Below are 18933 nucleotides of genomic sequence, written 5' to 3' on the forward strand. Positions count from 1 at the left end.
GCTCCGGTGTCAGCCCAGGTCCGGGATCTGCCAATCGATGGGGTCGTGGCCCTGCCGGGCCACCGCCTCGTTGATCTGCGTGAACGGACGGGAACCGAAGAACTTCTTCGCGGACAGCGGCGAGGGGTGCGCCCCCTTCACCACCACGTGACGCTCCTCGTCGATCAGCGGGAGCTTCTTCTGCGCGTAGTTGCCCCACAGCACGAAGACGGCCGGGTCGGGCCGGTCGGCCACGGCGCGGATCACCGCGTCCGTGAACTTCTCCCAGCCCTTGCCCTTGTGCGAGTTGGCCTCGCCGGAGCGCACGGTCAGCACCGCGTTCAGCAGCAGCACACCCTGCTCGGCCCACGGCATCAGATAGCCGTTGTCCGGGATCGAGGTGCCCAGCTCCTCCTTCATCTCCTTGTAGATGTTGCGGAGCGAAGGCGGGGTCTTCACGCCCGGGCGGACCGAGAAGCACAGGCCGTGCCCCTGGCCCTCGCCGTGATACGGGTCCTGGCCGAGGACGAGCACCTTCACCCGCTCGTACGGCGTCGCGTCGAGCGCGGCGAAGACCTCCTCCCGCGGAGGGTAGACGGGACCCTTCGCGCGCTCCTCCTCGACGAACTCGGTGAGTTCCTTGAAGTAGGGCTGCTGCAGCTCCTCGCCCAGGACGCCGCGCCAGGACTCGGGCAGCATGGCGATATCGGTCACGTCAACTTCCTCCGATGTGCGGTCACTTCCAGACCACAGAACCTACCGTCGGCCACTGACAATCGGCTCCGGCCCCGCTCCCGCACCACTGGTCCAGCCGGTCCGGCCGTGCGCTACCAGCTGGTCTTGCGGTGCAGCTCCCACATCGTCATGATCGTCGACGGGTCAAGGGCCCGCTCGCCGCCCGAGATGTCCTCGCTCGCGGCCACATACTGCTTGCCCTGCCACAGCGGCAGCAGCCGGGCGTCGTCGACGAGGATCTGCTGGGCCTCCTCGAACTCCTTCACCACGGCGCCTCGGTCGCTCTGGCGGCGCGACTCCGGCAGCAGGGTGTTCGTGATCCGCGGGGCCGCATAGGGCGTACCGAGGGCGTTCTGATCGCCCACGAAGGGCGCGATGAAGTTCTCGGCGTCCGGGAAATCGGGGAACCAGCCACGCCCGAACACCGGGTACTCGCCCTTGCGGTAGCCCGCCTCGTACGTCTTCCAGGGGCGGCTCTTCAGCGTGACGCGGAACAGGCCGGAGCCCTCGAGCTGGCTCTTGAGCTCCCGGAACTCCGGAGCGGTCTCGGAGCCGTAGCGGTCGGTCGTGTACCAGAGCGTGAGCGGGACGGGCTCCTTGATGCCCGCCTCCAGGAGGATCTTGCGGGCCTTGGAGGAACTGGGCTGCCCGTAGTCATCGAAAAAGCCGGTGCTGTGACCGATCAGGCCCGCGGGGACCATGGAGTACAACGGGTCCACGGTGTCCTTGTAGACGTTGTGCGCGACGGCCGGCCGGTCGACGACCTGGGCGATCGCCTTGCGGACCGCGGGCTTCCCGGCCCACGGGTCCTTCGGGTTGAACACCAGGTAGCTGATCTCGGTGCCGGCGCCTTCGAGGAGCTGGATGCCCTTCTGGGAGTCGCGCCCCTGGAGCTCGACGATGTCCGAGGCGGCGAGCCCGCGGTAGGTGACGTCGATCTTCTTGTCCCTGAGCGCTTCGACCATCTGGGCCGAGCCCGGGAAGTAGCGGATGGTGACCGCGTCGTTCTTGCGCTGGGCGAAACCGTCGTAGTGGTCGTTCCTGACCAGTTCGGCCTTCTTGCCCTCCTCGTAGGACTGGAGGCTGTACGGCCCGGACCCGAAGACCCTGCCGTCGGTGCGCAGGGCGTCGGCGGGGTAGTCGTCGGGGTCGACGATCGACATGGCGGGCGTGGCCAGGACGAACGGGAAGGTGGCGTCCGGCTTGTTCAGGTGGAAGACGATCTCCCGGTCGCCCAGCGCCTGGACCCGGTCGAGGCTGCCGAGCAGGCCCGCCGGACCGCCGCGTACCGCGATCTTCTTGATCCGGTCGATGGAGTACTTGACGGCCCGGGCGTCGAGCGTGTCCCCGTCGGAGAACTTCATGTCCGGGCGGAGTTCGCAGCGGTACGTGCGATTGGATCTGTCCGTGAACCCGCAGCTCTTGGCCGCGTCGGGCTGGGGCGTGACCGCGCCGTTGGGATAGCTCAGCAGCGTCTGGTAGATGTTGCGGAACAGCTCCCAGGAGCCGTCCCAGGAGGCGGCCGGGTCCAGCGTGCTGGGAGCGCTGGTGGTGCCCACAACGATCGGTCCCTTGTCGTCGGACGATCCCGAGGAGAGGACGCCACACCCGGCCACCAGGGTTATGGACGTGGCCGCCGCCAGCTGCCGCAGACATCGGTTCCGGTTGAACACGCGCACGCTCCTCGATCTGCCGTACCAAGGGTCGGCAGACCATACCGCAGTGCCCTGCCGGTGGAACCACGTTCCCGGCAGGGCACTTGATCAGCACGGATGTGACTACGTTGTCAGACTTCTGTGAACCCGTCGCGGAAGCCTTGGGCGAAGTCGATCTCGGTCGACGCCGTCGTAGTTTTTGTCAACTCTCCCTAACGCGCGGGCTACTCGACTCCGGCGTTCAGGAACATGCCGCCGTCCACAACGAGCGTCTGGCCGGTGACCCAGTCCGACTGCTGCGAGGTGAGGAACGCGGCGGCGCCCCCGATGTCGGAGGGCACGCCGAGCCGGCCGAGCGGGTAGGCCGCGGCCGCCTCCGCCTCGCGACCCTCGTACAAGGCCGCGGCGAACTTGGTCTTCACCACGGCGGGCGCGATGGCGTTGACCCGCACCTTGGGCGCGAACTCGTGCGCCAGCTGGACGGTCAGGTTGATCATTGCGGCCTTGCTGATGCCGTACGCGCCGATGAACGGCGAGGGGGCGAGGCCCGCGACGGAGGCGATGTTGACGATCGCGCCGCCGTTCTCGCTCTGCCAGGCCTTCCAGGTCTGCTGGGCGAAGCCGAGCGCCGAGACGACGTTGGTCTCGAAGACCTTGCGCGCCACATTGAGGTCCAGCTCGGCGATCGGCCCGAACACCGGGTTCGTACCGGCGTTGTTGACCAGGTAGTCGACGCGCCCGAAGGCCTCCATGGTGCGCTCGACGGCGATGGCCTGGTGGGCCTCGTCGTGGGCCTTGCCGGCGACGCCGATGACGCGGTCGGAGCCGAGGGCCTCGACGGCCTCCTTCAGCGCGTCCTCGTTGCGGCCGGTGATGCAGACCCGATCGCCGCGGGCTACCAGGGCCTCCGCGATGCCGTAGCCGATGCCGCGGCTCGCGCCCGTGATGAGCGCGACCTTGCCCGAGAGTTCGGGAAGTGTGGTCATGTTCGTTTCCCCCGGCCTTAGTTGAGCGGCCCGCCGGCCACGTACAGGACCTGGCCGGAGACGAATCCGGCGGCCTCGCCGGTGAAGAAGGCGATCGCGTTGGCGATGTCGTCGGGGTTGCCGACGCGCTGCACGGGGATCTGGGTGGCGGCGGCTGCCTGGAACTCCTCGAAGCCCATGCCGACGCGGGCCGCGGTCGCCGCGGTCATGTCGGTGACGATGAAGCCGGGCGCGACGGCGTTCGCGGTGACGCCAAACTTGCCGAGCTCGAACGCGAGCGTCTTGGTGAAGCCCTGCAGACCGGCCTTGGCCGCGGAGTAGTTCACCTGGCCGCGGTTGCCGAGCGCCGAGGACGAGGACAGGTTGACGATCCGGCCGAACTTGGCGTCCACCATGTACTTCTGAACGGCTCGCGTCATCAGGAAGGAGCCGCGCAGGTGCACGTTCATGACCGTGTCCCAGTCGGACGCGCTCATCTTGAAGAGCAGGTTGTCGCGGAGCACGCCCGCGTTGTTCACCAGGATCGTCGGCGCACCGAGCTCCTCGGCGATCCGCGCGATGGCGGCCTCGACCTGGGCCTCGTCGGAGACGTCGCAGCCGACGGCGATGGCCTTGCCACCGGCGGCGGTGATCTTCTCCACGGTGTCCTTGCACGCGGCCTCGTCGAGGTCGATCACCGCGACGGCGCGGCCCTCCGCGGCCAGTCGTACGGCGGTCGCGGCGCCGATGCCGCGCGCGGCACCGGTGACTACGGCGACGCGCTGCTCAGTGGTGGACATTGCTGGTTCTCCTCGCCCTTGGAAAAGCCTGTCGGAAGGCCTGTGGGAAAGCCCGTCTCGGCAACCTTGGCACCCTCACGGACACCTCGGCGGTCCTGCAAAGCCTGCGGCTCACGGTACGCCACTCCAGTGAGCGACCGCTTAGTACCTTCAGCAGACGTGACGCTAGAAGCCCTGGCACCCGGTGTCAACGGCACACCGCGTGCGTGTGATCCATTACCTGACCAGCAGGTCGAGCAACCGCTCCGCCTCGGCAGCCGGATCGGCGGTGAGTCCGGTGTGCACGGGCCCCGGCTGGACGACCGTCGAGCGCGGCGCGATCAGCCAGCGAAAACGCCTCCCGGCGTCATCGCGTGCCGCCTGACCAGCGGCTTCTCCTCCGGTACAGACCCCTTCGACGGCGCGCAGCGCGGCCCGTACGCCCGCCACGTCCGCCTCCGGGTCCAGCGCCCGCAGCTTGGTCTCGTCCAGATGTGTCCGCGCCGCGACGAAGGACTTGGCCCGGCAGTACACCAGCACGCCCGCGTTGAAGCACTCGCCGCGCTCGACCCGCGGCACGACACGCAGCAGCGCGTACTCGAAGATGTCCCGCTCGCTCACTTGGCCCCCTCGATGCCCTTGATGCGCTCGTGGATGACGGCGGCGCGCGCCAGGAGCGGCTGCGCGTAGGCGCGGCGCAGCGCGTCGGTCGAGTCGAAGCCGGGCTCGTCGGCCAGCCACTCCTCGGGGATCTCGGCGGTCACCTCGGCGAGCAGTTCCTCGGTGACCAGCGGCGCCAGCTCGGCGGCGGCCGAGGCGATGTCCGGCCCGAAGGGCGCGAGCGCGTGGTCGGAGACGTCGTACGGCTTGGCGGCGGAGGCCCCCGCCCCGGGCCAGTGGTGGTGCCAGATCATGGTGGCGCCGTGGTCGATGAGCCACAGCTCGCCGCTGCGGACCAGCATGTTGGGGTTGCGCCAGGAGCGGTCGACGTTGTTGACGAGCGCGTCGAACCAGACGATCCGGCCGGCCTCCTCGGGGCTCACGCCGAAAGCGAGTGAATCGAAGCCGATCGCGCGGGAGAGGAAGTCCATCCCGAGGTTCAGCCCGCCGCTCGACTTCAGCAGCTCCTGGACTTCCTGGTCCGGCTCGCCGAGTCCCAGGACCGGATCCAGGTCGATCGTCACCAGACCGGGTACGCGCAGGCCGAGCCGGCGGGCGAGTTCACCGCAGACGACCTCCGCCACGAGCGTTTTGCGCCCCTGTCCGGCGCCGCTGAACTTCATGACATAGGTCCCGAGATCGTCGGCCTCGACGAGCCCCGGCAGCGAGCCGCCCTCACGCAGGGGCGTGATGTAGCGGGTCGCGATGACTTCCTTGAGCATCGCCCCAGGCTACTGGGGTGGCCGCGTCCGACGGATGCGGCCCGTGGGCGCCCGCCACGGCCGGATCCCGACGGACGTGCTGTCGACCTGCTGTCGATTTGGCCAAGAAGTCACCAACCCCCTGAACAGGGCACAGGGGCAGGCCGTACTCCTGTACGGATCAGCATCACGTTCGTTGAAGGGAAAGTCAGCATGACCAGCGAATCGCTTCAGCCCGTCTCGGCTCCGGCCCGCCGCACCGTCGTGGCGGCGGTCGGCGCGGCGGGGCTCGCCGTCGCGCTGACCGCGTGCGGGTCGGACGACAAGAAGTCGTCCGGTTCCACCGAGGTGAGCGGGGGCGGCTCCGGAGGCGGCGACAACGCCGAGGCCGGGAACGCCGGCGCCACCGTCCTCGCCAAGACCACCGACATCCCGGAGGGCGGCGGCAAGGTCTTCGCCGACCAGGGGGTGGTGGTCACCCAGCCGACCGCGGGGACGTTCAAGGCCTTCTCCTCCAAGTGCACCCACCAGGGCTGCGCCGTGAAGGGCATCTCGAACGGCGTGATCAACTGCCCTTGCCACGGCAGCCAGTTCTCCGCCACCGACGGCAGCGTGAAGAAGGGGCCCGCGACGACCGCCCTGGCCGCCGCCAAGATCACCGTCGACGGCGAGTCGATCAAGCTGGCCTGATCCCTGGGGACTTCAGCGGTCGGGCTCGCGTGACCCCTGGGAACTTCAGCGGCGCGGTCGCTTGAAGCAGGCCAGCACGTCGTCGGTCGAGGCGATGGTGGCGACCAGGGCGAGCGTGTTGCGGATCATCGCGGGGGTGTAGTCGGAGGGCACCCCCGCGATGGCGTCCGCGGGGACGACGGCGGTGTAGCCGCGGTTCACGGCGTCGAACACGGCATTGGGGATGGCCACGTTGGCCGAGACACCGGTCACCACGAGGGTGCGGCAGCCCACGTTGCGCAGCAGTGGATCGACGTCGGTGCCCGCGATCGGCGAAAGGCCGTGCAGCCGGCGTACGACGAAGTCCTCCTCGGCGACCTCGATGGGCGGCGCGATCCGCACGGCAGTGGTCCCCGTCAGCTGCCGCACGGGCAGCCGCTCGGCCGCGCGGAACAGCCGGGCGTTGCGGCTCGCGCCCCGGCCGTCCGGCCGCCGCTCGGCGATCGCGTGGATGACCTGGACCCCACTTTCGTGCGCGGCGGCCACCAGCCGGGCGACATTGGCGAGCGCCCCCGACGACCGTGCCTCCTTGGCGAGTTCGGGCAGCGCGCTGTCCTGGCCCACGACACCCTGCTGGCACTCCACGGTGAGCAGCACCGTAGTGGCGGGGTCGAGGAGTTCACTGAGCTGTTCGTACGACGGCATGGCTCCCCTTGTCGTCGGAGGTCGCAGCGGGCGAGCGTAACGACCATTGCGTGGGGACGGAAGACGGCCCATGCTCTTTCTGACGTGATGTCAGAGGATCTCTGTCGGCTCGGACGAGGCCGACGTGGAAGAAGAGGGGACCGCATGGCCGTCACTCAGCGCAGGGGCCGGAAGATCATGATGACTCCCGGCGAACTGGACGAGTTCCTCACCACCCAGCGCACCTGCCGCGTCGCGACCGTGTCGAAGGACGGCGCCCCGCATGTGAGCGCCCTCTGGTTCGCCTGGGACGGGACCTCGTTGTGGCTGTACTCCGTGGTGCGCAGCAAGCGCTGGACGGAGCTGCGGCGCGATCCGCGCGTCGCCGTGGTGATCGACTCGGGCGAGGAGTACGGGGACCTGCGCGGCGTCGAGCTGTCCGGCACGGTGGAGTTCGTGGGGGAGGTCCCGCGCACCGGGGAGCTGCGCGCCGAACTCGACGTCCCGGAGACCCTGTTCGCGCGCAAGAACTTCGGCCTGGAGGAGATGCCGCACGACGGCCGCCACGCCTGGGCGCGGCTGACTCCGGAGGCGATCGCTTCGTGGGACTTCCGGAAACTGCCTCCTCAGTAGCGCACTTGCCGCAGTAGTTCACTCGGCTCGGTGGCTCACCGGGCTCCGCGACTCAGCCGACTCTGCGGCTCACTCGACGCCCTCCCCGGCCCTGCGCAAGGCGTCCACCGCCGCCCTGATCGAAGGCCGACGGTCGGCGTCGGCCCGCCATACGACGTAGACATGGCGCCGTACACGCTGTCGCACCGGCACCGTGACGACTCCCTCGGGCATCGGATGGCGCCCGAGCAGCGGAGCCACGCACACCCCGAGCCCCGCGGCGACCAGGCCGAGTTGGGTGTGCGTCTCCGCCGCGCGGTGCCCGATGTGCGGTTCGATGCCCTTGGAGCGCAGCGTGAACATCAGCCACTCGTGGCAGAACTCGCCCTCGCCCCAGGTGATCCATTCGTCGTCGGCGAAATCACCGAGATCCACCTCGTCACGGTCCGCGAGCCGGTGCCCGACCGGCATCGCGACATCGGCCGGGTCGTCGAGGATCGACGCCTTGACCAGGCCGTCGGGCAGCGGCATCGGCTTGTTGTACCAGTCGAGCACGACCGCCAGGTCGAGATCGCCGCGCACGACCCCGGCAACCCCGGCCTCCGGCTCCAGCTCGCAGGAGCGCACCCGCAGTCCGGGGTGATCGGCACGCAGAGCGGCGAGCGCGGCCGGAAACAGACCGCGCGCGGCGGTCGGGAACGCCGACAGCCGCAACTCACCCACCACCTGACCGCGCTGGGCCTCCAGGTCGGACTGGGCGAGCTCGACCTGGGACAGGATCCGCGCGGCATGGTCGGCGAGCAGCCGCCCGGCGTCGGTGAGGCGCACCCCCCGGCCGTTCTTGGCGAGCAGCTGCTGCCCGACCTCGCGCTCCAGCTTGGACATCTGCTGGGAGACGGCCGACGTCGTCACGTGCAGCCCCTCGGCCGCGCCGCTCACCGAACCGTGCCGGGCGAGGGCGTCGAGGGTGCGCAGGCGCTCCAGATTCAACATATAAGCAATACTACGAGATATCGCTCGACAAATCTCGCTTGTGCTAAGAGATCGTCGTGCTTCATCGTTACGTCCATGAGCACCGTCACGAGCCGTCACACCCCCGCCGCCACGACCACGACCCCGCACCGCCGCACCCCTCTCGACTGGCGGATCCGCTTCGGCGCACTCTCCCTGATCTGGGGCTTCAGCTTTCTGCTCATCAAGGTCGGCACGGAGGGCTACGCACCGTTCCAAGTGACCTTCGGGCGGCTGCTGTTCGGGACCGCGGTGCTCGCGGCGGCGATGGCGGTGAAGCGGGAGCGGCTGCCGCGCGGGGCGCGCACCTGGGGGCATCTCGCGGTCGCGGCCTTCCTGCTGAACGCGCTGCCGTTCTCGCTCTTCGCCTACTCCGAGCTGACCATCCCGTCCACGCTCGCGGGCATCTGCAACGCGACCTCGCCGCTGTGGGGCATGGCCCTGTCCCTGGTCGCCCTCTTCGAGGACCGGCCCACCCGACTCAGGGTCGCCGGTCTCGGCATCGGCTTCATCGGCGTGCTGACGGTCCTCGGCGTCTGGCAGGGCTTCCACGGCCTGGACGCCACGGGCACGGCGATGGCCCTGCTGGCCTCGCTGAGCTACCCGATCGGCTGGATCTACGTCCGCCGCACGCTGGCCGGCACCGGTCACTCGCACCTGTCGATGACCGGCGCCCAGCTGCTGCTGGCCACCGCTCAACTGGCTTTCGTGACTCCGCTGTTCACCACGCTGCCGAGCCACTTCCCGATCACGCCGCTGCTCGCGATCGCCGCCCTGGGAGCCCTCGGCACGGGCGTGGCCATGCTCATCCAGTACGGCATCGTCGCGGAGGTCGGCCCGACGACCGCTCAGATGGTCACGTACTTCATCCCGGTGATAGCCACCGCCGCGGGCGTCGCGATCCTCGGCGAGTCGCTGACCTGGTCGACTCCGGTCGGCGCGGTGATCGTCCTCGCGGGCGCGGCGCTCACCCAGGCGAAGACGCGCCGCTGACTCACACGTAACGACGTGCGGGCGCCGGGCCGACAGCGGAGGCGACGGCGTCCGCCAGCGGCTCGATGTCGTCCGGCGTGAGCGTCGAGACAGTGATCCGGACGGCGGGCGGCCCACTCATCCGAAAGCGCGCTCCGGGCGCGACGGCCCAGCCCGCGTGCAGCAATCGCGCGACCGCCCCCGTCTCGTCCGGGACCGGGATCCACACGTTCATCCCGCTGCGCCCGTACGCCTCGACGCCGCGCTCCTTCAGGGCGTGGATCAGCGCGTCGCGGCGCCGCCCGTACGCCGCCGCCACGGCGCCGACGTCCACCGCACCGGACGTCCACAGGTGGACGACGGCCCGCTGGAGCAGATGGCTCACCCAGCCGGGCCCGAGCCTCTGCCGCCCGTGCACATGGTCGACGGTGGCCGGGTCACCGGTGAGGACGGCGAGCCGCAGGTCGGGACCGTACGCCTTGGCGACGGAGCGCACCAGAGCCCAGCTGTGTGTGACCCCGGCGAGGGGATGCAGAGGCAGGTCGACGATCCGATGCCCGTGGTCGTCCTCGATGAGCAGGGTCTCCGGGTACGCCTTGAGCACGGACCGCAGGGCACGCGCGCGCGTGGCGCTCACCGCGGCGCCGGTGGGGTTCTGCGCCCGGTCGGTGACGATCAGGGCCCGGGCTCCGGCCTCCAGCGCACGTCGTACGTCGTCGGGGAGCGGGCCCTCGTCGTCGACACCGACGCCCACCGTGCGCAGCCCGAGTGCCGGGGCGAGGTCGAGCAGGCTGCCCCAGCCGGGGTCCTCGACGGCGACGGCGTCCCCGGGTTTGAGATGGACCGCGAGGACGCGCTCAATGGCGTCGAGCGATCCGGAGGTGACGACGACGGGTCCGTCGGGCACACCGTCCGCGTCGAGGTCGGCGCGCGCGAGCCGCTCCAACTCCGGTGCGACGGCGGCCTCCCCGTACATCACGGGCTCGCGGTCCGACCGCTCGGCGGCCGCCGCGAACGCCTCGGCGAGAGTGGGCAGCAGCGCGCGATCGGGGTTGCCGTCGGCCACGTCCCGCACCCCCTCCGGCACCTCGACCCGGATGTACTCGCGTCCTGTCGTGGCCGGCTTGGAGCGCACCCGGCTGCCCCGGCGGCCCGCGGTCTCGATCACCCCCCGCTCACGCAGCGTGCGATAGGCGGCGGCGACCGTATTCGGATTCACCCCCAGCCGCTCGGCCAACTCCCGCATCGGCGGCAGCAGTTGACCCGGCTCCAGGTCTCCCGCCCCCACCGCACGCTCGACGCTCGCGGCAATCTCGGCTGCGCGACGCCCTTCGATCCGATACTCTCCTAGCACAAAGAAGATTATGCACTAGTGCAATGGAGAACGCAATGCCGGAGACGAGCACCCAGCCGGTGATGAGCACGCAGCCCGGGACGACGCAGCCCGCTGCCTACGCCCCGACCGACCGCACCGTCCCCACCCGCTCCAAGGACCGCGCCGCCTACGACCGCGAGATGGTGCACGCGATACTCGACGAGGGATACGTCTGCCATCTCGGCTTCGTCCGCGACGGTGCGCCGGTCGTCCTGCCCACGCTGTACGGACGCGTCGGTGAGCGCCTCTATGTACACGGCTCGACGGGTTCGCGCCCGCTGCGGATGACCGGCCAGGCCGATCCCGGGCTGCCGGTCTGCCTGACCGTGACCCATGTCGACGGCCTGGTCCTGGCCCGCTCGGCCTTCCACCACTCGATCAACTACCGCTCAGTGGTGGTGCACGGCGTCGCCCACCAGGTGACGGACCCGGACGAGAAGCGCGAGGCCCTGGACGCGCTGGTCGACCATGTCGTGCCCGGCCGCGCGCACGACTCGCGCCCCGCCAACGCCAAGGAACTCGCCGCCACCGCCGTGATCCGCCTCGACCTGAACGAGGTCTCCGCGAAGCTGCGCACCGGCGGCCCGAACGACGAGCCCGAGGACCTCTCGCTCCCCCACTGGACCGGAGTCCTCCCACTGACCAAGGGATACGGTGCCCCGATCCCCGCCGACGACCTGGCACCCGGCATCGAGCTCCCCGACTATCTGGCCACCCTGTGAGGCTGATCCCCCGGGGGCAACCGAGCCCACGGGCACAGGAGGGGCTGAAGTTTTCAGCCCCTCCTGCCCTCTTCAACCCGTCCGGCTTTTGAGGACGAAGCCGTCGAGGCCGAAGCGGGGACCTGGGGGCGACACCCCCATGGGCAGGGCGGCGGGGGCGAATGCCTCCTGCCTGAGTGAGCTCAAGGGTGCAGTCCTGAGCGAGCCCGCCCCCGCTCCTCAGACGAGCACCGTTTCCTTCTCGGATGCCGTGCGCCCGCCGACCCGCGCGCCCCGCGCTTCCGCCAGCGCGAGCCCCGCGACCGAGCCCAGCATCAGCAAGGTGCCGGCGAGGGTTGCCGCGGTCAGCCGTTCACCGAGCAGCCAAACGGCCAGCGCGGCCGCGCTCACCGGCTCCAAGAGCATGATCACGGAGACGGTGGCGGAACGGACGACCGCCGCGCCCGCGAAGAACAAGGCGTAGGCCAGAGCCGTGGGGATCGCGGCGATGTACGCCAACAGGGCCAGGACGTGCGCCGGTTGGGCGGCGTGCGGGACCAGCCCCTCGGCCAGACCGAGCGGCAGCAGACAGACGGTGGTGACGGCGAACGCCCACGCCGTCGTGCCCGACCCGTCGGCTCCGCCGTCGCGCCCCCACCACCGGGTGAGCAGTGTCATCGTGCAGTACCCGGCCGCGGACACGACCGCGAGCACGACGCCCCAGGGGCGCACGGTCGCACCGCCGCCGCCCAGGACCAGGACCCCGAGCCCGGCGAGCGCCCCGGCGACGGCGGCGCCCCCGCCGCGCCCGAGCCGCTCCCCCATGGTCAGCCGCGCGCCGAGAGCGATGAACACGGGCCCCGCGCCCAGGGTGACGACGGTCGCCACCGCGAGGCCGGTCGCCTCGACGGCCGCGAAGTAGGCGGTCTGGAAGACGGCGAGCCCAAAGCCCGTGACGCCGATCCGCAGGGCCTTGCGACCGAGCGGCTCACTGACGGCGGGCGCGACTCGCCGACGGCGCCGCAGCCGCATGGCGAGCAGCAGCACGAGTCCGCCCGCGCAGCGCCAGAAGGAGAGGGCGATGGGCCCGATGTCACTGGCCCGGTAGACCAGTGCCGCGGCCGCGCCCGCGGTGCCCCAGGCGGCACCGGCGACGATCAGATAGAGGAGGCCTCGCCCGATGGGCAGGCCGGATGCAGCGTTCGACACGTGTTCTCTCCGCAGATACGCAGAAGTTCAGGAAGGGACCACGTCGCAGCCCAGGCCGACGGGCAGGGGCGTACGGAAAGGTCCTCGGACTTCTTCTGCGGGCAGCACCGTTCCGCCCGGCTCAGGGCCGGGCGCGGATTCCGGAGGGCCCGCCTCAGACGGCCGGAGGCGGAAGAACGAGCGTCAAAGGCATGGTCAGCACCCTACGCGGCGGTTCCGTGGGCCGACAACTCACGTTCGACGTCGCTCCCGCCGCTCGCGACGGGGCCGTCCGACGGCTTGGCGGGCGCCGACGATTGCGCGATGAACGCGCCGAGCAGCACCACCGAGCCGCCGACGATCTGCGGCGCCGAGAGGTGCTCGCCGAGCAACACCCAGGCGAGGACGGTCGCGATCACCGCTTCGAGACAGGCCACGACGCCCGCGACCTGCGGGGAGAGTCTTCGCACGGAGAGCACTCCGGTGCCGTACGCGAAGACGGTCGCGATCAGCACGATCCAGCTGAGGAGCAGCGCGGCGAGCACGGACGTCCCGTTCATGTCCGCACTGCCCCCGAGCGCGGACCAGTCCATGGTCCAGGGCCGCGCGATGACCGTCAGCACGAGGGCGCCGACGAGCAGCCCGTACGCGATCACGCCGAGCGGGTCCGGCGCCTCGTCGCCCGCGTCGCTGCCCTGGTCGGACAGGACGAAGTAGCCGACCTGGCAGCAGGCGGCGCCCAGCGCGAGGAGCAGTCCGACGGCGTCGAAGCTGAGCCCGGACCACACCTCGACCACGCAGGCGAGTCCACCGACCGCGAGGACGACCCCGAGGGCCGCGGCGCGCGTCACGGGCCGGCGCTGCACGAAGCGCACCCAGCCGAGCACGAGCGCGGGCGCGAGGTATTCGACGAGCAGTGCGACGCCGACGGGGATACGGGAGATCGCGGCGAAGTAGCAGGCCTGGACGCCGGCCACGCCGAGCAGCCCGAAGCCGACGAGCAGTGCGGGGCGCTGCCGCAGCAGGGCCCGATGCCGTACGGCCAGCGGCAGCATCACCAGCGCGGCGCCCGCGACGCGCAGCCACACCACGTGGAGCGGGTCGAGACCCGCCTCGATCAGCGGCTTGGCCGCGACACCCGATCCGCCGAAGGCGACCGCCGACGCGAGCGCGAGGCCCAGGCCGACGCCCCTTCCGCGGTTGCCCTGACTGCCCTGAGACGTATGCACCGGCACATGATGACAGGCGATGACATGAGCGTCATCCCCAATGACACCTGTCTCAACGGCTGGACGTGGATGCGACGATTCGACTTCAACGTCTGCCGCTCTCGGCCGGGCTCAGCGAGCGGTTCTCCCCCGGGCTCAGCGAGTGTCTCTCCGCCGGGCTCAGCGCCCGGCGCTCCGCCCGGCTCACCGCCCGACCCCGCGGGATCACCGCCCGACTCTCCCCCGGGCTCACCGCCCGGCTCCCCCTGGGCTCAGCCCCTGCCCGCCCTGGGCTCAGCAGCCGCCGTCGCCCCGCGAGGCGTACTCCTCGAACCCGGCCTCGATGCGCCCCAATAGCGCCCGGGCATCGACCCCCGCTCGCCCAAGGACCTCCACGGCTCGCGACTGCGGATCGGCGACGACCGCCGCGAGCAGATCGAGACCGCGGGCCCGCTCGTCGCCCCGCAGTACGGCGCGCTCGTACGCGTCCTCCATGGCACCGGCCGCCACCGGAGACCAGCCCGCCTCGGCGACAACGGGCACGGCGCCGGAGTCCTCGACGGTGCCCTGCCAGCGCAGCCCATAGCCGATGCTGCGCTGCACGAGGTAGCCGAGCAGCCGGGCGACCTGCGGCCCGCCGTCGAAGACCGCGCGCACCTCGGGGTCGGACTCCAGCAGCGAGTGCAGCAGATGGGCCGTGTCGATCTGCCGGTCCCCGTCCCGCAGCGCCCTCCTGCGCGCACCAGAGACCACCGAGGCCAGCTCGGCACTGAGCCCGGCTTCGACTTCCGTACGGTTCGGGCCGCTCTCGGCGGCGGACTGCTGGGGAATACGGGATGGCACAACCCCTACCCCATCAGTCTCTGCGAGCCGGGTCATCCCCGGCTGGCAGCATTTGCGCGTCCAACACAGGGTGGGCAACCATGAGCGGGTTCTCCTCCTTACGGATGACTTCGCGCCGATTTCCCCCTGGGGCGCGCGCCGTCTTGCTTCGCGCCCCGCACGCAACCGCGTCGCTCCGGCGCTCGTCCCTCGGGACATGGAGAGCAGGTGCTGGCTGGTGGCCCTGCCGGCGATCGACGGCAGGCAGTACGTGTACCGGGTCTACGCCCCCGAGGACGCGCTGCTCGCCGACCTGTTCTGGGAGGCGTGGCACTGTCACGAGGAGGGTCCCCACCCGCGGGCATGGGACCTGTTCGACGCGGCGATGATACGACGGGTGGGCTGACCCCCTGTTACCACGTCCCCCGCCGCCCCCTCCCGCTGCCGTCTCCCCCGCCACCGCCTCCTCGCACTGCCTCCTGCACAATTTCTGACAGTTCATCAGTATTGAATGTTCCGGGCCTTGCGGCTACGTTCCGCGACACCGTAGCCCGACACGAAGAGGTGGTCGCATGGCCGAAGTCAGCGCGGAAGCTCGCATAGAGGCGCCTGCCGAGAAGGTCTGGGCGCAACTCACGGACTTCTCCTCGTACGGCGAGTGGAACTCGACCCACACCAGCTTCCCGAAGGGCGGCCCCGCGTCACTGGAGGTCGGCGGCACCTTCGAGGAGAACATGAAGCTGATGGGCTTCCCCGCCGAGGTCAACTGGACCATCGAGGAGCTGGAGACCGCCCGCACCCTGGCCATCCGCGGCAAGGGCCCGATGGCGGTGAACGTCGCCACGCGCTACACCCTGACCCCCGACGGCGACGCCACGACCGTGCGGATCGACGGGGAGTTCACCGGCGCCGCCGTCTCGCTGATGGCGGGCAAGCTCAAGGACTCGGCGACGGCCGCCCTCAACGAGTCGCTGCGCAAGCTGGCCGGACTGGTCACCTGAGCCCCGCGCGCTGCCGCCCGGCTCGGCATGGCAACCCGCGCTCCCGTACGCGGAAAGGCGCCCCGCGGATACGCTTCCGCGGGGCGCCGTCAGGTACCACAGCACGCCGTCAGTCCTCGTCGGCGAGGATCAGGTACAGCTTCTTGCGGGCTTCGTTGATGACCGCCACCGCCTTGTCGCGCTGGTCCTTGCTGCCGGTCTTCCAGACCTGACCGAAGGCCTCCATGAGGCCGAAGCCGGCCTGCCGGATCTCGTGCAGCGTCTCCCAGTCGACCCCGCGCCCGGCCTCTTCCCAAGGCGCGTCGGGGCCCTCGTCGGCCGCGCTGCGGCCCGACTCGGTGAGCGAGAACAGCTTCTTGCCGCCCTCGGCCTCGCTGGTGATCAGGCCCTCGTCCTCCAGCAGCTGAAGGGTCGGGTAGACCGAACCCGGGCTGGGCTTCCACGCCCCGCCGCTGCGCTCGGCGATCTCCTGGATCATCTCGTAACCATGCATGGGCCGGTCCTTGAGCAGGGCCAGGATCGACGCGCGCACGTCGCCGCGCCGCGCCCTCCCCCGGGGTCCGCCCCGGCCGCCGCGCCCGCCCCAGGGGCCCGGGCCGAAGCCGGGTCCGCCGAAGCCGGGGCCACCGCCGAAGCCGGGGCCACCGGGACCACCCGGCCCGAAGGGCCCGAAAGCCCCACGCCGTCCCTCGAAGCCGCCCCGACCTCGATGGCCGGGTCCGCCGTGGTGTCCATGTCCGTGTTCATATCCGAAGTCTTCTCCACGGGAACGCATCGCAATCACTCCATTCCATCGTTGATCGGTCGCGATGCGTCAACGATATATCGGAAGCGCTCGCATGACAACCCCTGAGGGCTGGGCAAGGCCGGGCGTCCGGATCAGACTCGCGACATGGGAGATGACGGCGCACGGTCGCTGGACGACGCCTGGGACTGGATGACCGAGTGCGCACGACGCGCGGATGCCGCGACGCGGGAGCGCGGCTCCTGGGTGCCACCGGTGGAGGAGGAGCTGGTGCGGGCCGCGCGCGAGCGAGCTCAGCCGGTGGTATCCGTTCACCAGTCACAACTTCCTCAGGTTCTCGACCGAGCCCGAGTTCTGGACTTCCGTGGAAGCAGCCGCCGGGATCCTCTCCGGATCCATCTCCTTCGACAAAGGCGGCCCGGACGACAGCCCCGTCTTCCGCGTGTGGAGCGGGCAGTTGCTGGGCACCTCCGACCCGGTACTCGTCCTGGTCACCCCTGACGCCGACGCCGCGGTCGAAGCTCTCGTGCGGCTGCTGCCGCCAGACAGCCGGACCGGGTGAGGCGACGACCAGTCCAGCTCCCGGGAATTGGCCTTGGCCGGCGGCTTTGCGACGCGGCTAGCGTCACGCCATGCGGATTCGAATCGTCGACGCCTTCACCGATCGCCCCTTCTCCGGCAACCCGGCCGGGGTCGTCCTCCTCGACACGTTCCCGGACGACGCCTGGCTCCAGAACGTGGCCCTTGAGGTCAACCACGCCGAAACGGCGTTCGCCCACCTCCTCCCCGAGGGCGGCGATGCCAACTGGGCGCTGCGCTGGTTCACGCCCGCCACCGAGGTAGCGATGTGCGGGCACGCGACGCTGGCCACCGCGCACGTTCTGCACACCACGGGCGCCCACGAGGGACCCGTGCGGTTCGCCACGCTCAGCGGCGTCCTCATCGCCACGCCCCACGAGGACGGTTCCATCACACTGGACTTCCCGACCGCGCCGCTCACCCCCGTCGAGGTCCCGGACGGCGTCGCCGAAGCGCTGGGCGCCGAACCACTGACCGCCTTCGACACCGGCCCGAACATCGGCGACCTGGTGGTCGAAGTCGCCGACGAGAAGACCGTCCTGGGCCTCGCCCCGGACCACAAGGCGCTCGCGCGGTACTCCGAGCGCGGCATCATCGCGACCGCCCGCGCCGAAGACCCCTCCCGGGGCTACGACTTCGTCTCCCGCTGCTTCTTCCCGAACGTCGGCATCGACGAGGACCCGGTCACCGGCAGCGCCCACACGGCCCTCGCCCCCTACTGGTCCGAGCGCCTCGGCCGCCCCGACCTCACGGGCCTGCAGGCCTCCCCGCGCTCCGGCCTCGTCCGCACGCAACTGCGCGGCGACCGCACCCTGCTCACCGGCCGCGCGGTCACGGTCATCGAGGGCGAGCTGCGTGCGTAGCGGCACATAGCTCGCACAACGGGAAACAAAATGGGGGCGTACGAGTGTGCCGTACGCCCCCTGAGTCCTGATCACGCAGCTCACACCGGTCACGCCGTGGGCAGCCACCCCACCTTCCCCGCCAGCAGCGCGTACCCCACGAACGCCCCGATGTCGAGCAGCGAATGCGCGACCACGAGCGGGCCGACCCGCCCCCAACGCCGGTACAGGAAGACGAAGACCACGCCCATCGCCATGTTGCCGACGAAGCCGCCGATGCCCTGGTAAAGGTGGTACGAGCCGCGCAGCACCGAGCTCGCCACCAGGGCCGTGCCCGGCGTCCAGCCCAACTGGCCGAGCCGGCGCAGCAGATACCCGACGACGATGACCTCCTCCAGCACGGCGTTCTGCACGGCCGACAGGATCAGCACCGGGTACTTCCACCACACGTCGGGCAGTGCCTCCGGCACCACGGTGAGGTTGAAGCCGAGCCCCCTGGCCGCCAGATAGAAGGCGATGCCCGTGCTGCCGATCACCGCCGCGATCACCGCTCCGCGCCCGAGGTCCGGCCACGGTCGCGTGCGGTCGAAACCGATCACGCGCAGCCCCTGGCCCTCCCGCAGCAGGAAGTGCGCGACCAGCGCGACCGGCACCAGAGCCGACGCGATTCCGAACAACTGCCAGGCCAGATCAAGCCAGGGGCGCCCCGGCGCGGCCGAGGCGTTCAGGGTGGCCGCCTGATCCTTGAGACCCCCCGGTTTGGTGACCGATCCGACAAAGCTGATCAGCGCGGACACCCCGCTCGCACCGAGCGAGAGGCCAAGGACGAGCAGCGTCTCGTCCCGGAAAATCCGTCGTGTCAGCCGCTCCTTCGGAAAAGAATCGGCCACCGACCCCGCCTCCACCTGCACTCCCGCCTCCAGTTGAGTAATCCCGCCTCATCCCCATCTTCGCCCCGCTAGGGTCTCGAAAGAAGTTACGAAGATCGTGCGCGACAGGCCGTTGGGGGGACGGGCGCCGTACGGGGCGTACCTCCCCTTTGTCTGCCTT

At 70.5% G+C, this 18933-nt stretch carries 22 protein-coding genes; 8 read left to right on the top strand and 14 right to left on the bottom strand.

Going from position 1 to position 18933, the window contains the following annotated elements:
- Positions 1 to 9: 9 nt before the first annotated feature.
- From AB5J53_RS08895 to AB5J53_RS08920, 6 genes are all read right to left on the bottom strand, one after another.
- The gene (locus AB5J53_RS08895; protein WP_369245074.1) at positions 10 to 693 is read right to left on the bottom strand and encodes a uracil-DNA glycosylase; all 684 of its coding nucleotides are present in this window, start codon (positions 691 to 693) and stop codon (positions 10 to 12) included.
- Positions 694 to 806: 113 nt separating this feature from the next.
- Complete coding sequence (locus tag AB5J53_RS08900; RefSeq protein ID WP_369245075.1) at positions 807 to 2387, bottom strand: ABC transporter substrate-binding protein; 1581 nt, start codon at positions 2385 to 2387, stop codon at positions 807 to 809.
- 206 nt (positions 2388 to 2593) lie between these two features.
- Positions 2594 to 3355, bottom strand: a complete 762-nt coding sequence (locus AB5J53_RS08905; RefSeq protein ID WP_369245076.1) for an SDR family oxidoreductase — start codon at positions 3353 to 3355, stop codon at positions 2594 to 2596.
- A gap of 17 nt (positions 3356 to 3372) precedes the next feature.
- On the bottom strand, positions 3373 to 4134 hold the full coding sequence (gene fabG, locus AB5J53_RS08910; RefSeq protein WP_369245077.1) for a 3-oxoacyl-ACP reductase FabG: 762 nt from the start codon (positions 4132 to 4134) through the stop codon (positions 3373 to 3375).
- A 216-nt stretch (positions 4135 to 4350) separates the two neighbouring features.
- Positions 4351 to 4734 (bottom strand): DUF3037 domain-containing protein, encoded by a 384-nt coding sequence (locus AB5J53_RS08915; protein ID WP_369245078.1) that lies wholly within the window; start codon positions 4732 to 4734, stop codon positions 4351 to 4353.
- Positions 4731 to 5495: a HipA family kinase gene (locus tag AB5J53_RS08920; RefSeq protein WP_369245079.1), complete on the bottom strand. Its 765-nt coding sequence runs from the start codon at positions 5493 to 5495 to the stop codon at positions 4731 to 4733. Before AB5J53_RS08920 ends, AB5J53_RS08915 begins: the two co-directional genes overlap by 4 nt.
- 192 nt (positions 5496 to 5687) lie before the next feature.
- Here AB5J53_RS08920 and AB5J53_RS08925 point away from each other — a divergent pair, with 192 nt between their 5' ends.
- Positions 5688 to 6164, top strand: a complete 477-nt coding sequence (locus AB5J53_RS08925) for a Rieske (2Fe-2S) protein (protein WP_369245080.1) — start codon at positions 5688 to 5690, stop codon at positions 6162 to 6164.
- A 45-nt stretch (positions 6165 to 6209) separates the two neighbouring features.
- Here the strand turns inward: AB5J53_RS08925 and AB5J53_RS08930 are convergent, their stop codons facing one another.
- Positions 6210 to 6848, bottom strand: a complete 639-nt coding sequence (locus AB5J53_RS08930) for a cysteine hydrolase (protein ID WP_369245081.1) — start codon at positions 6846 to 6848, stop codon at positions 6210 to 6212.
- A 144-nt stretch (positions 6849 to 6992) separates the two neighbouring features.
- Between AB5J53_RS08930 and AB5J53_RS08935 the strand changes: the two genes are divergently transcribed.
- A complete protein-coding gene (locus AB5J53_RS08935; protein ID WP_369245082.1) occupies positions 6993 to 7460 on the top strand; it encodes a pyridoxamine 5'-phosphate oxidase family protein in 468 nt (155 codons plus the stop codon).
- A gap of 69 nt (positions 7461 to 7529) precedes the next feature.
- Here AB5J53_RS08935 and AB5J53_RS08940 read toward each other — a convergent pair whose 3' ends face one another.
- On the bottom strand, positions 7530 to 8432 hold the full coding sequence (locus tag AB5J53_RS08940) for a LysR family transcriptional regulator (RefSeq protein ID WP_369245083.1): 903 nt from the start codon (positions 8430 to 8432) through the stop codon (positions 7530 to 7532).
- Positions 8433 to 8507: 75 nt separating this feature from the next.
- Here AB5J53_RS08940 and AB5J53_RS08945 point away from each other — a divergent pair, with 75 nt between their 5' ends.
- Positions 8508 to 9443, top strand: coding sequence for a DMT family transporter (locus AB5J53_RS08945; protein WP_369245084.1), 936 nt, complete (start codon positions 8508 to 8510; stop codon positions 9441 to 9443).
- 1 nt (position 9444) lies between these two features.
- Here the strand turns inward: AB5J53_RS08945 and AB5J53_RS08950 are convergent, their stop codons facing one another.
- The gene (locus AB5J53_RS08950) at positions 9445 to 10776 is read right to left on the bottom strand and encodes an aminotransferase class I/II-fold pyridoxal phosphate-dependent enzyme (RefSeq protein ID WP_369245085.1); all 1332 of its coding nucleotides are present in this window, start codon (positions 10774 to 10776) and stop codon (positions 9445 to 9447) included.
- A gap of 35 nt (positions 10777 to 10811) precedes the next feature.
- Between AB5J53_RS08950 and AB5J53_RS08955 the strand changes: the two genes are divergently transcribed.
- Positions 10812 to 11519, top strand: coding sequence for a pyridoxamine 5'-phosphate oxidase family protein (locus tag AB5J53_RS08955; RefSeq protein WP_369245086.1), 708 nt, complete (start codon positions 10812 to 10814; stop codon positions 11517 to 11519).
- 219 nt (positions 11520 to 11738) lie between these two features.
- Here AB5J53_RS08955 and AB5J53_RS08960 read toward each other — a convergent pair whose 3' ends face one another.
- The 3 genes from AB5J53_RS08960 to AB5J53_RS08970 all read right to left on the bottom strand — a co-directional run bounded on the left by AB5J53_RS08960 (position 11739) and on the right by AB5J53_RS08970 (position 14737).
- Positions 11739 to 12707 carry a DMT family transporter gene (locus AB5J53_RS08960; protein WP_369245087.1) on the bottom strand — a complete coding sequence of 323 codons (969 nt, stop codon included), beginning with the start codon at positions 12705 to 12707 and terminating at the stop codon, positions 11739 to 11741.
- 203 nt (positions 12708 to 12910) lie between these two features.
- Complete coding sequence (locus tag AB5J53_RS08965) at positions 12911 to 13921, bottom strand: DMT family transporter (protein WP_369245088.1); 1011 nt, start codon at positions 13919 to 13921, stop codon at positions 12911 to 12913.
- Between the two features lie 267 nt (positions 13922 to 14188).
- Positions 14189 to 14737 (bottom strand): Clp protease N-terminal domain-containing protein, encoded by a 549-nt coding sequence (locus AB5J53_RS08970; protein WP_369245089.1) that lies wholly within the window; start codon positions 14735 to 14737, stop codon positions 14189 to 14191.
- A 196-nt stretch (positions 14738 to 14933) separates the two neighbouring features.
- Here AB5J53_RS08970 and AB5J53_RS08975 point away from each other — a divergent pair, with 196 nt between their 5' ends.
- Both AB5J53_RS08975 and AB5J53_RS08980 read left to right on the top strand, forming a co-directional pair.
- A complete protein-coding gene (locus AB5J53_RS08975) occupies positions 14934 to 15122 on the top strand; it encodes a hypothetical protein (protein ID WP_369245090.1) in 189 nt (62 codons plus the stop codon).
- 166 nt (positions 15123 to 15288) lie between these two features.
- A complete protein-coding gene (locus AB5J53_RS08980; RefSeq protein ID WP_369245091.1) occupies positions 15289 to 15717 on the top strand; it encodes an SRPBCC family protein in 429 nt (142 codons plus the stop codon).
- A gap of 109 nt (positions 15718 to 15826) precedes the next feature.
- Here AB5J53_RS08980 and AB5J53_RS08985 read toward each other — a convergent pair whose 3' ends face one another.
- Positions 15827 to 16492 (bottom strand): PadR family transcriptional regulator, encoded by a 666-nt coding sequence (locus tag AB5J53_RS08985; RefSeq protein ID WP_369245092.1) that lies wholly within the window; start codon positions 16490 to 16492, stop codon positions 15827 to 15829.
- 334 nt (positions 16493 to 16826) lie between these two features.
- On the opposite strand from AB5J53_RS08985, the gene AB5J53_RS08990 reads away from it, so the two are divergent.
- Positions 16827 to 17024, top strand: a complete 198-nt coding sequence (locus tag AB5J53_RS08990) for a hypothetical protein (protein ID WP_369245093.1) — start codon at positions 16827 to 16829, stop codon at positions 17022 to 17024.
- A gap of 70 nt (positions 17025 to 17094) precedes the next feature.
- Positions 17095 to 17904, top strand: a complete 810-nt coding sequence (locus tag AB5J53_RS08995) for a PhzF family phenazine biosynthesis protein (protein WP_369245094.1) — start codon at positions 17095 to 17097, stop codon at positions 17902 to 17904.
- An 89-nt stretch (positions 17905 to 17993) separates the two neighbouring features.
- Here the strand turns inward: AB5J53_RS08995 and AB5J53_RS09000 are convergent, their stop codons facing one another.
- Positions 17994 to 18794 carry a CPBP family intramembrane glutamic endopeptidase gene (locus AB5J53_RS09000; protein WP_189184553.1) on the bottom strand — a complete coding sequence of 267 codons (801 nt, stop codon included), beginning with the start codon at positions 18792 to 18794 and terminating at the stop codon, positions 17994 to 17996.
- Positions 18795 to 18933: the final 139 nt, after the last annotated feature.

The sequence above is a fragment of the Streptomyces sp. R41 genome, from assembly GCF_041053055.1.
GTDB lineage: Bacteria > Actinomycetota > Actinomycetes > Streptomycetales > Streptomycetaceae > Streptomyces.

What these genes read in the sequence shown, in the direction of transcription:
- AB5J53_RS08945 (WP_369245084.1), top strand. Translation starts at nt 8,508, where the DNA reads ATGAGCACCGTCACGAGCCGTCACACCCCCGCCGCCACGACCACGACC.
- AB5J53_RS08985 (WP_369245092.1), bottom strand. Translation starts at nt 16,492, where the DNA reads ATGCGTTCCCGTGGAGAAGACTTCGGATATGAACACGGACATGGACAC.
- AB5J53_RS08925 (WP_369245080.1), top strand. Translation starts at nt 5,688, where the DNA reads ATGACCAGCGAATCGCTTCAGCCCGTCTCGGCTCCGGCCCGCCGCACC.
- AB5J53_RS08905 (WP_369245076.1), bottom strand. Translation starts at nt 3,355, where the DNA reads ATGACCACACTTCCCGAACTCTCGGGCAAGGTCGCGCTCATCACGGGC.
- AB5J53_RS08995 (WP_369245094.1), top strand. Translation starts at nt 17,095, where the DNA reads ATGCGGATTCGAATCGTCGACGCCTTCACCGATCGCCCCTTCTCCGGC.
- AB5J53_RS08975 (WP_369245090.1), top strand. Translation starts at nt 14,934, where the DNA reads ATGGAGAGCAGGTGCTGGCTGGTGGCCCTGCCGGCGATCGACGGCAGG.
- AB5J53_RS08980 (WP_369245091.1), top strand. Translation starts at nt 15,289, where the DNA reads ATGGCCGAAGTCAGCGCGGAAGCTCGCATAGAGGCGCCTGCCGAGAAG.
- AB5J53_RS08920 (WP_369245079.1), bottom strand. Translation starts at nt 5,495, where the DNA reads ATGCTCAAGGAAGTCATCGCGACCCGCTACATCACGCCCCTGCGTGAG.
- AB5J53_RS08930 (WP_369245081.1), bottom strand. Translation starts at nt 6,848, where the DNA reads ATGCCGTCGTACGAACAGCTCAGTGAACTCCTCGACCCCGCCACTACG.
- AB5J53_RS08935 (WP_369245082.1), top strand. Translation starts at nt 6,993, where the DNA reads ATGGCCGTCACTCAGCGCAGGGGCCGGAAGATCATGATGACTCCCGGC.
- fabG (WP_369245077.1), bottom strand. Translation starts at nt 4,134, where the DNA reads ATGTCCACCACTGAGCAGCGCGTCGCCGTAGTCACCGGTGCCGCGCGC.
- AB5J53_RS08955 (WP_369245086.1), top strand. Translation starts at nt 10,812, where the DNA reads ATGCCGGAGACGAGCACCCAGCCGGTGATGAGCACGCAGCCCGGGACG.
- AB5J53_RS08940 (WP_369245083.1), bottom strand. Translation starts at nt 8,432, where the DNA reads ATGTTGAATCTGGAGCGCCTGCGCACCCTCGACGCCCTCGCCCGGCAC.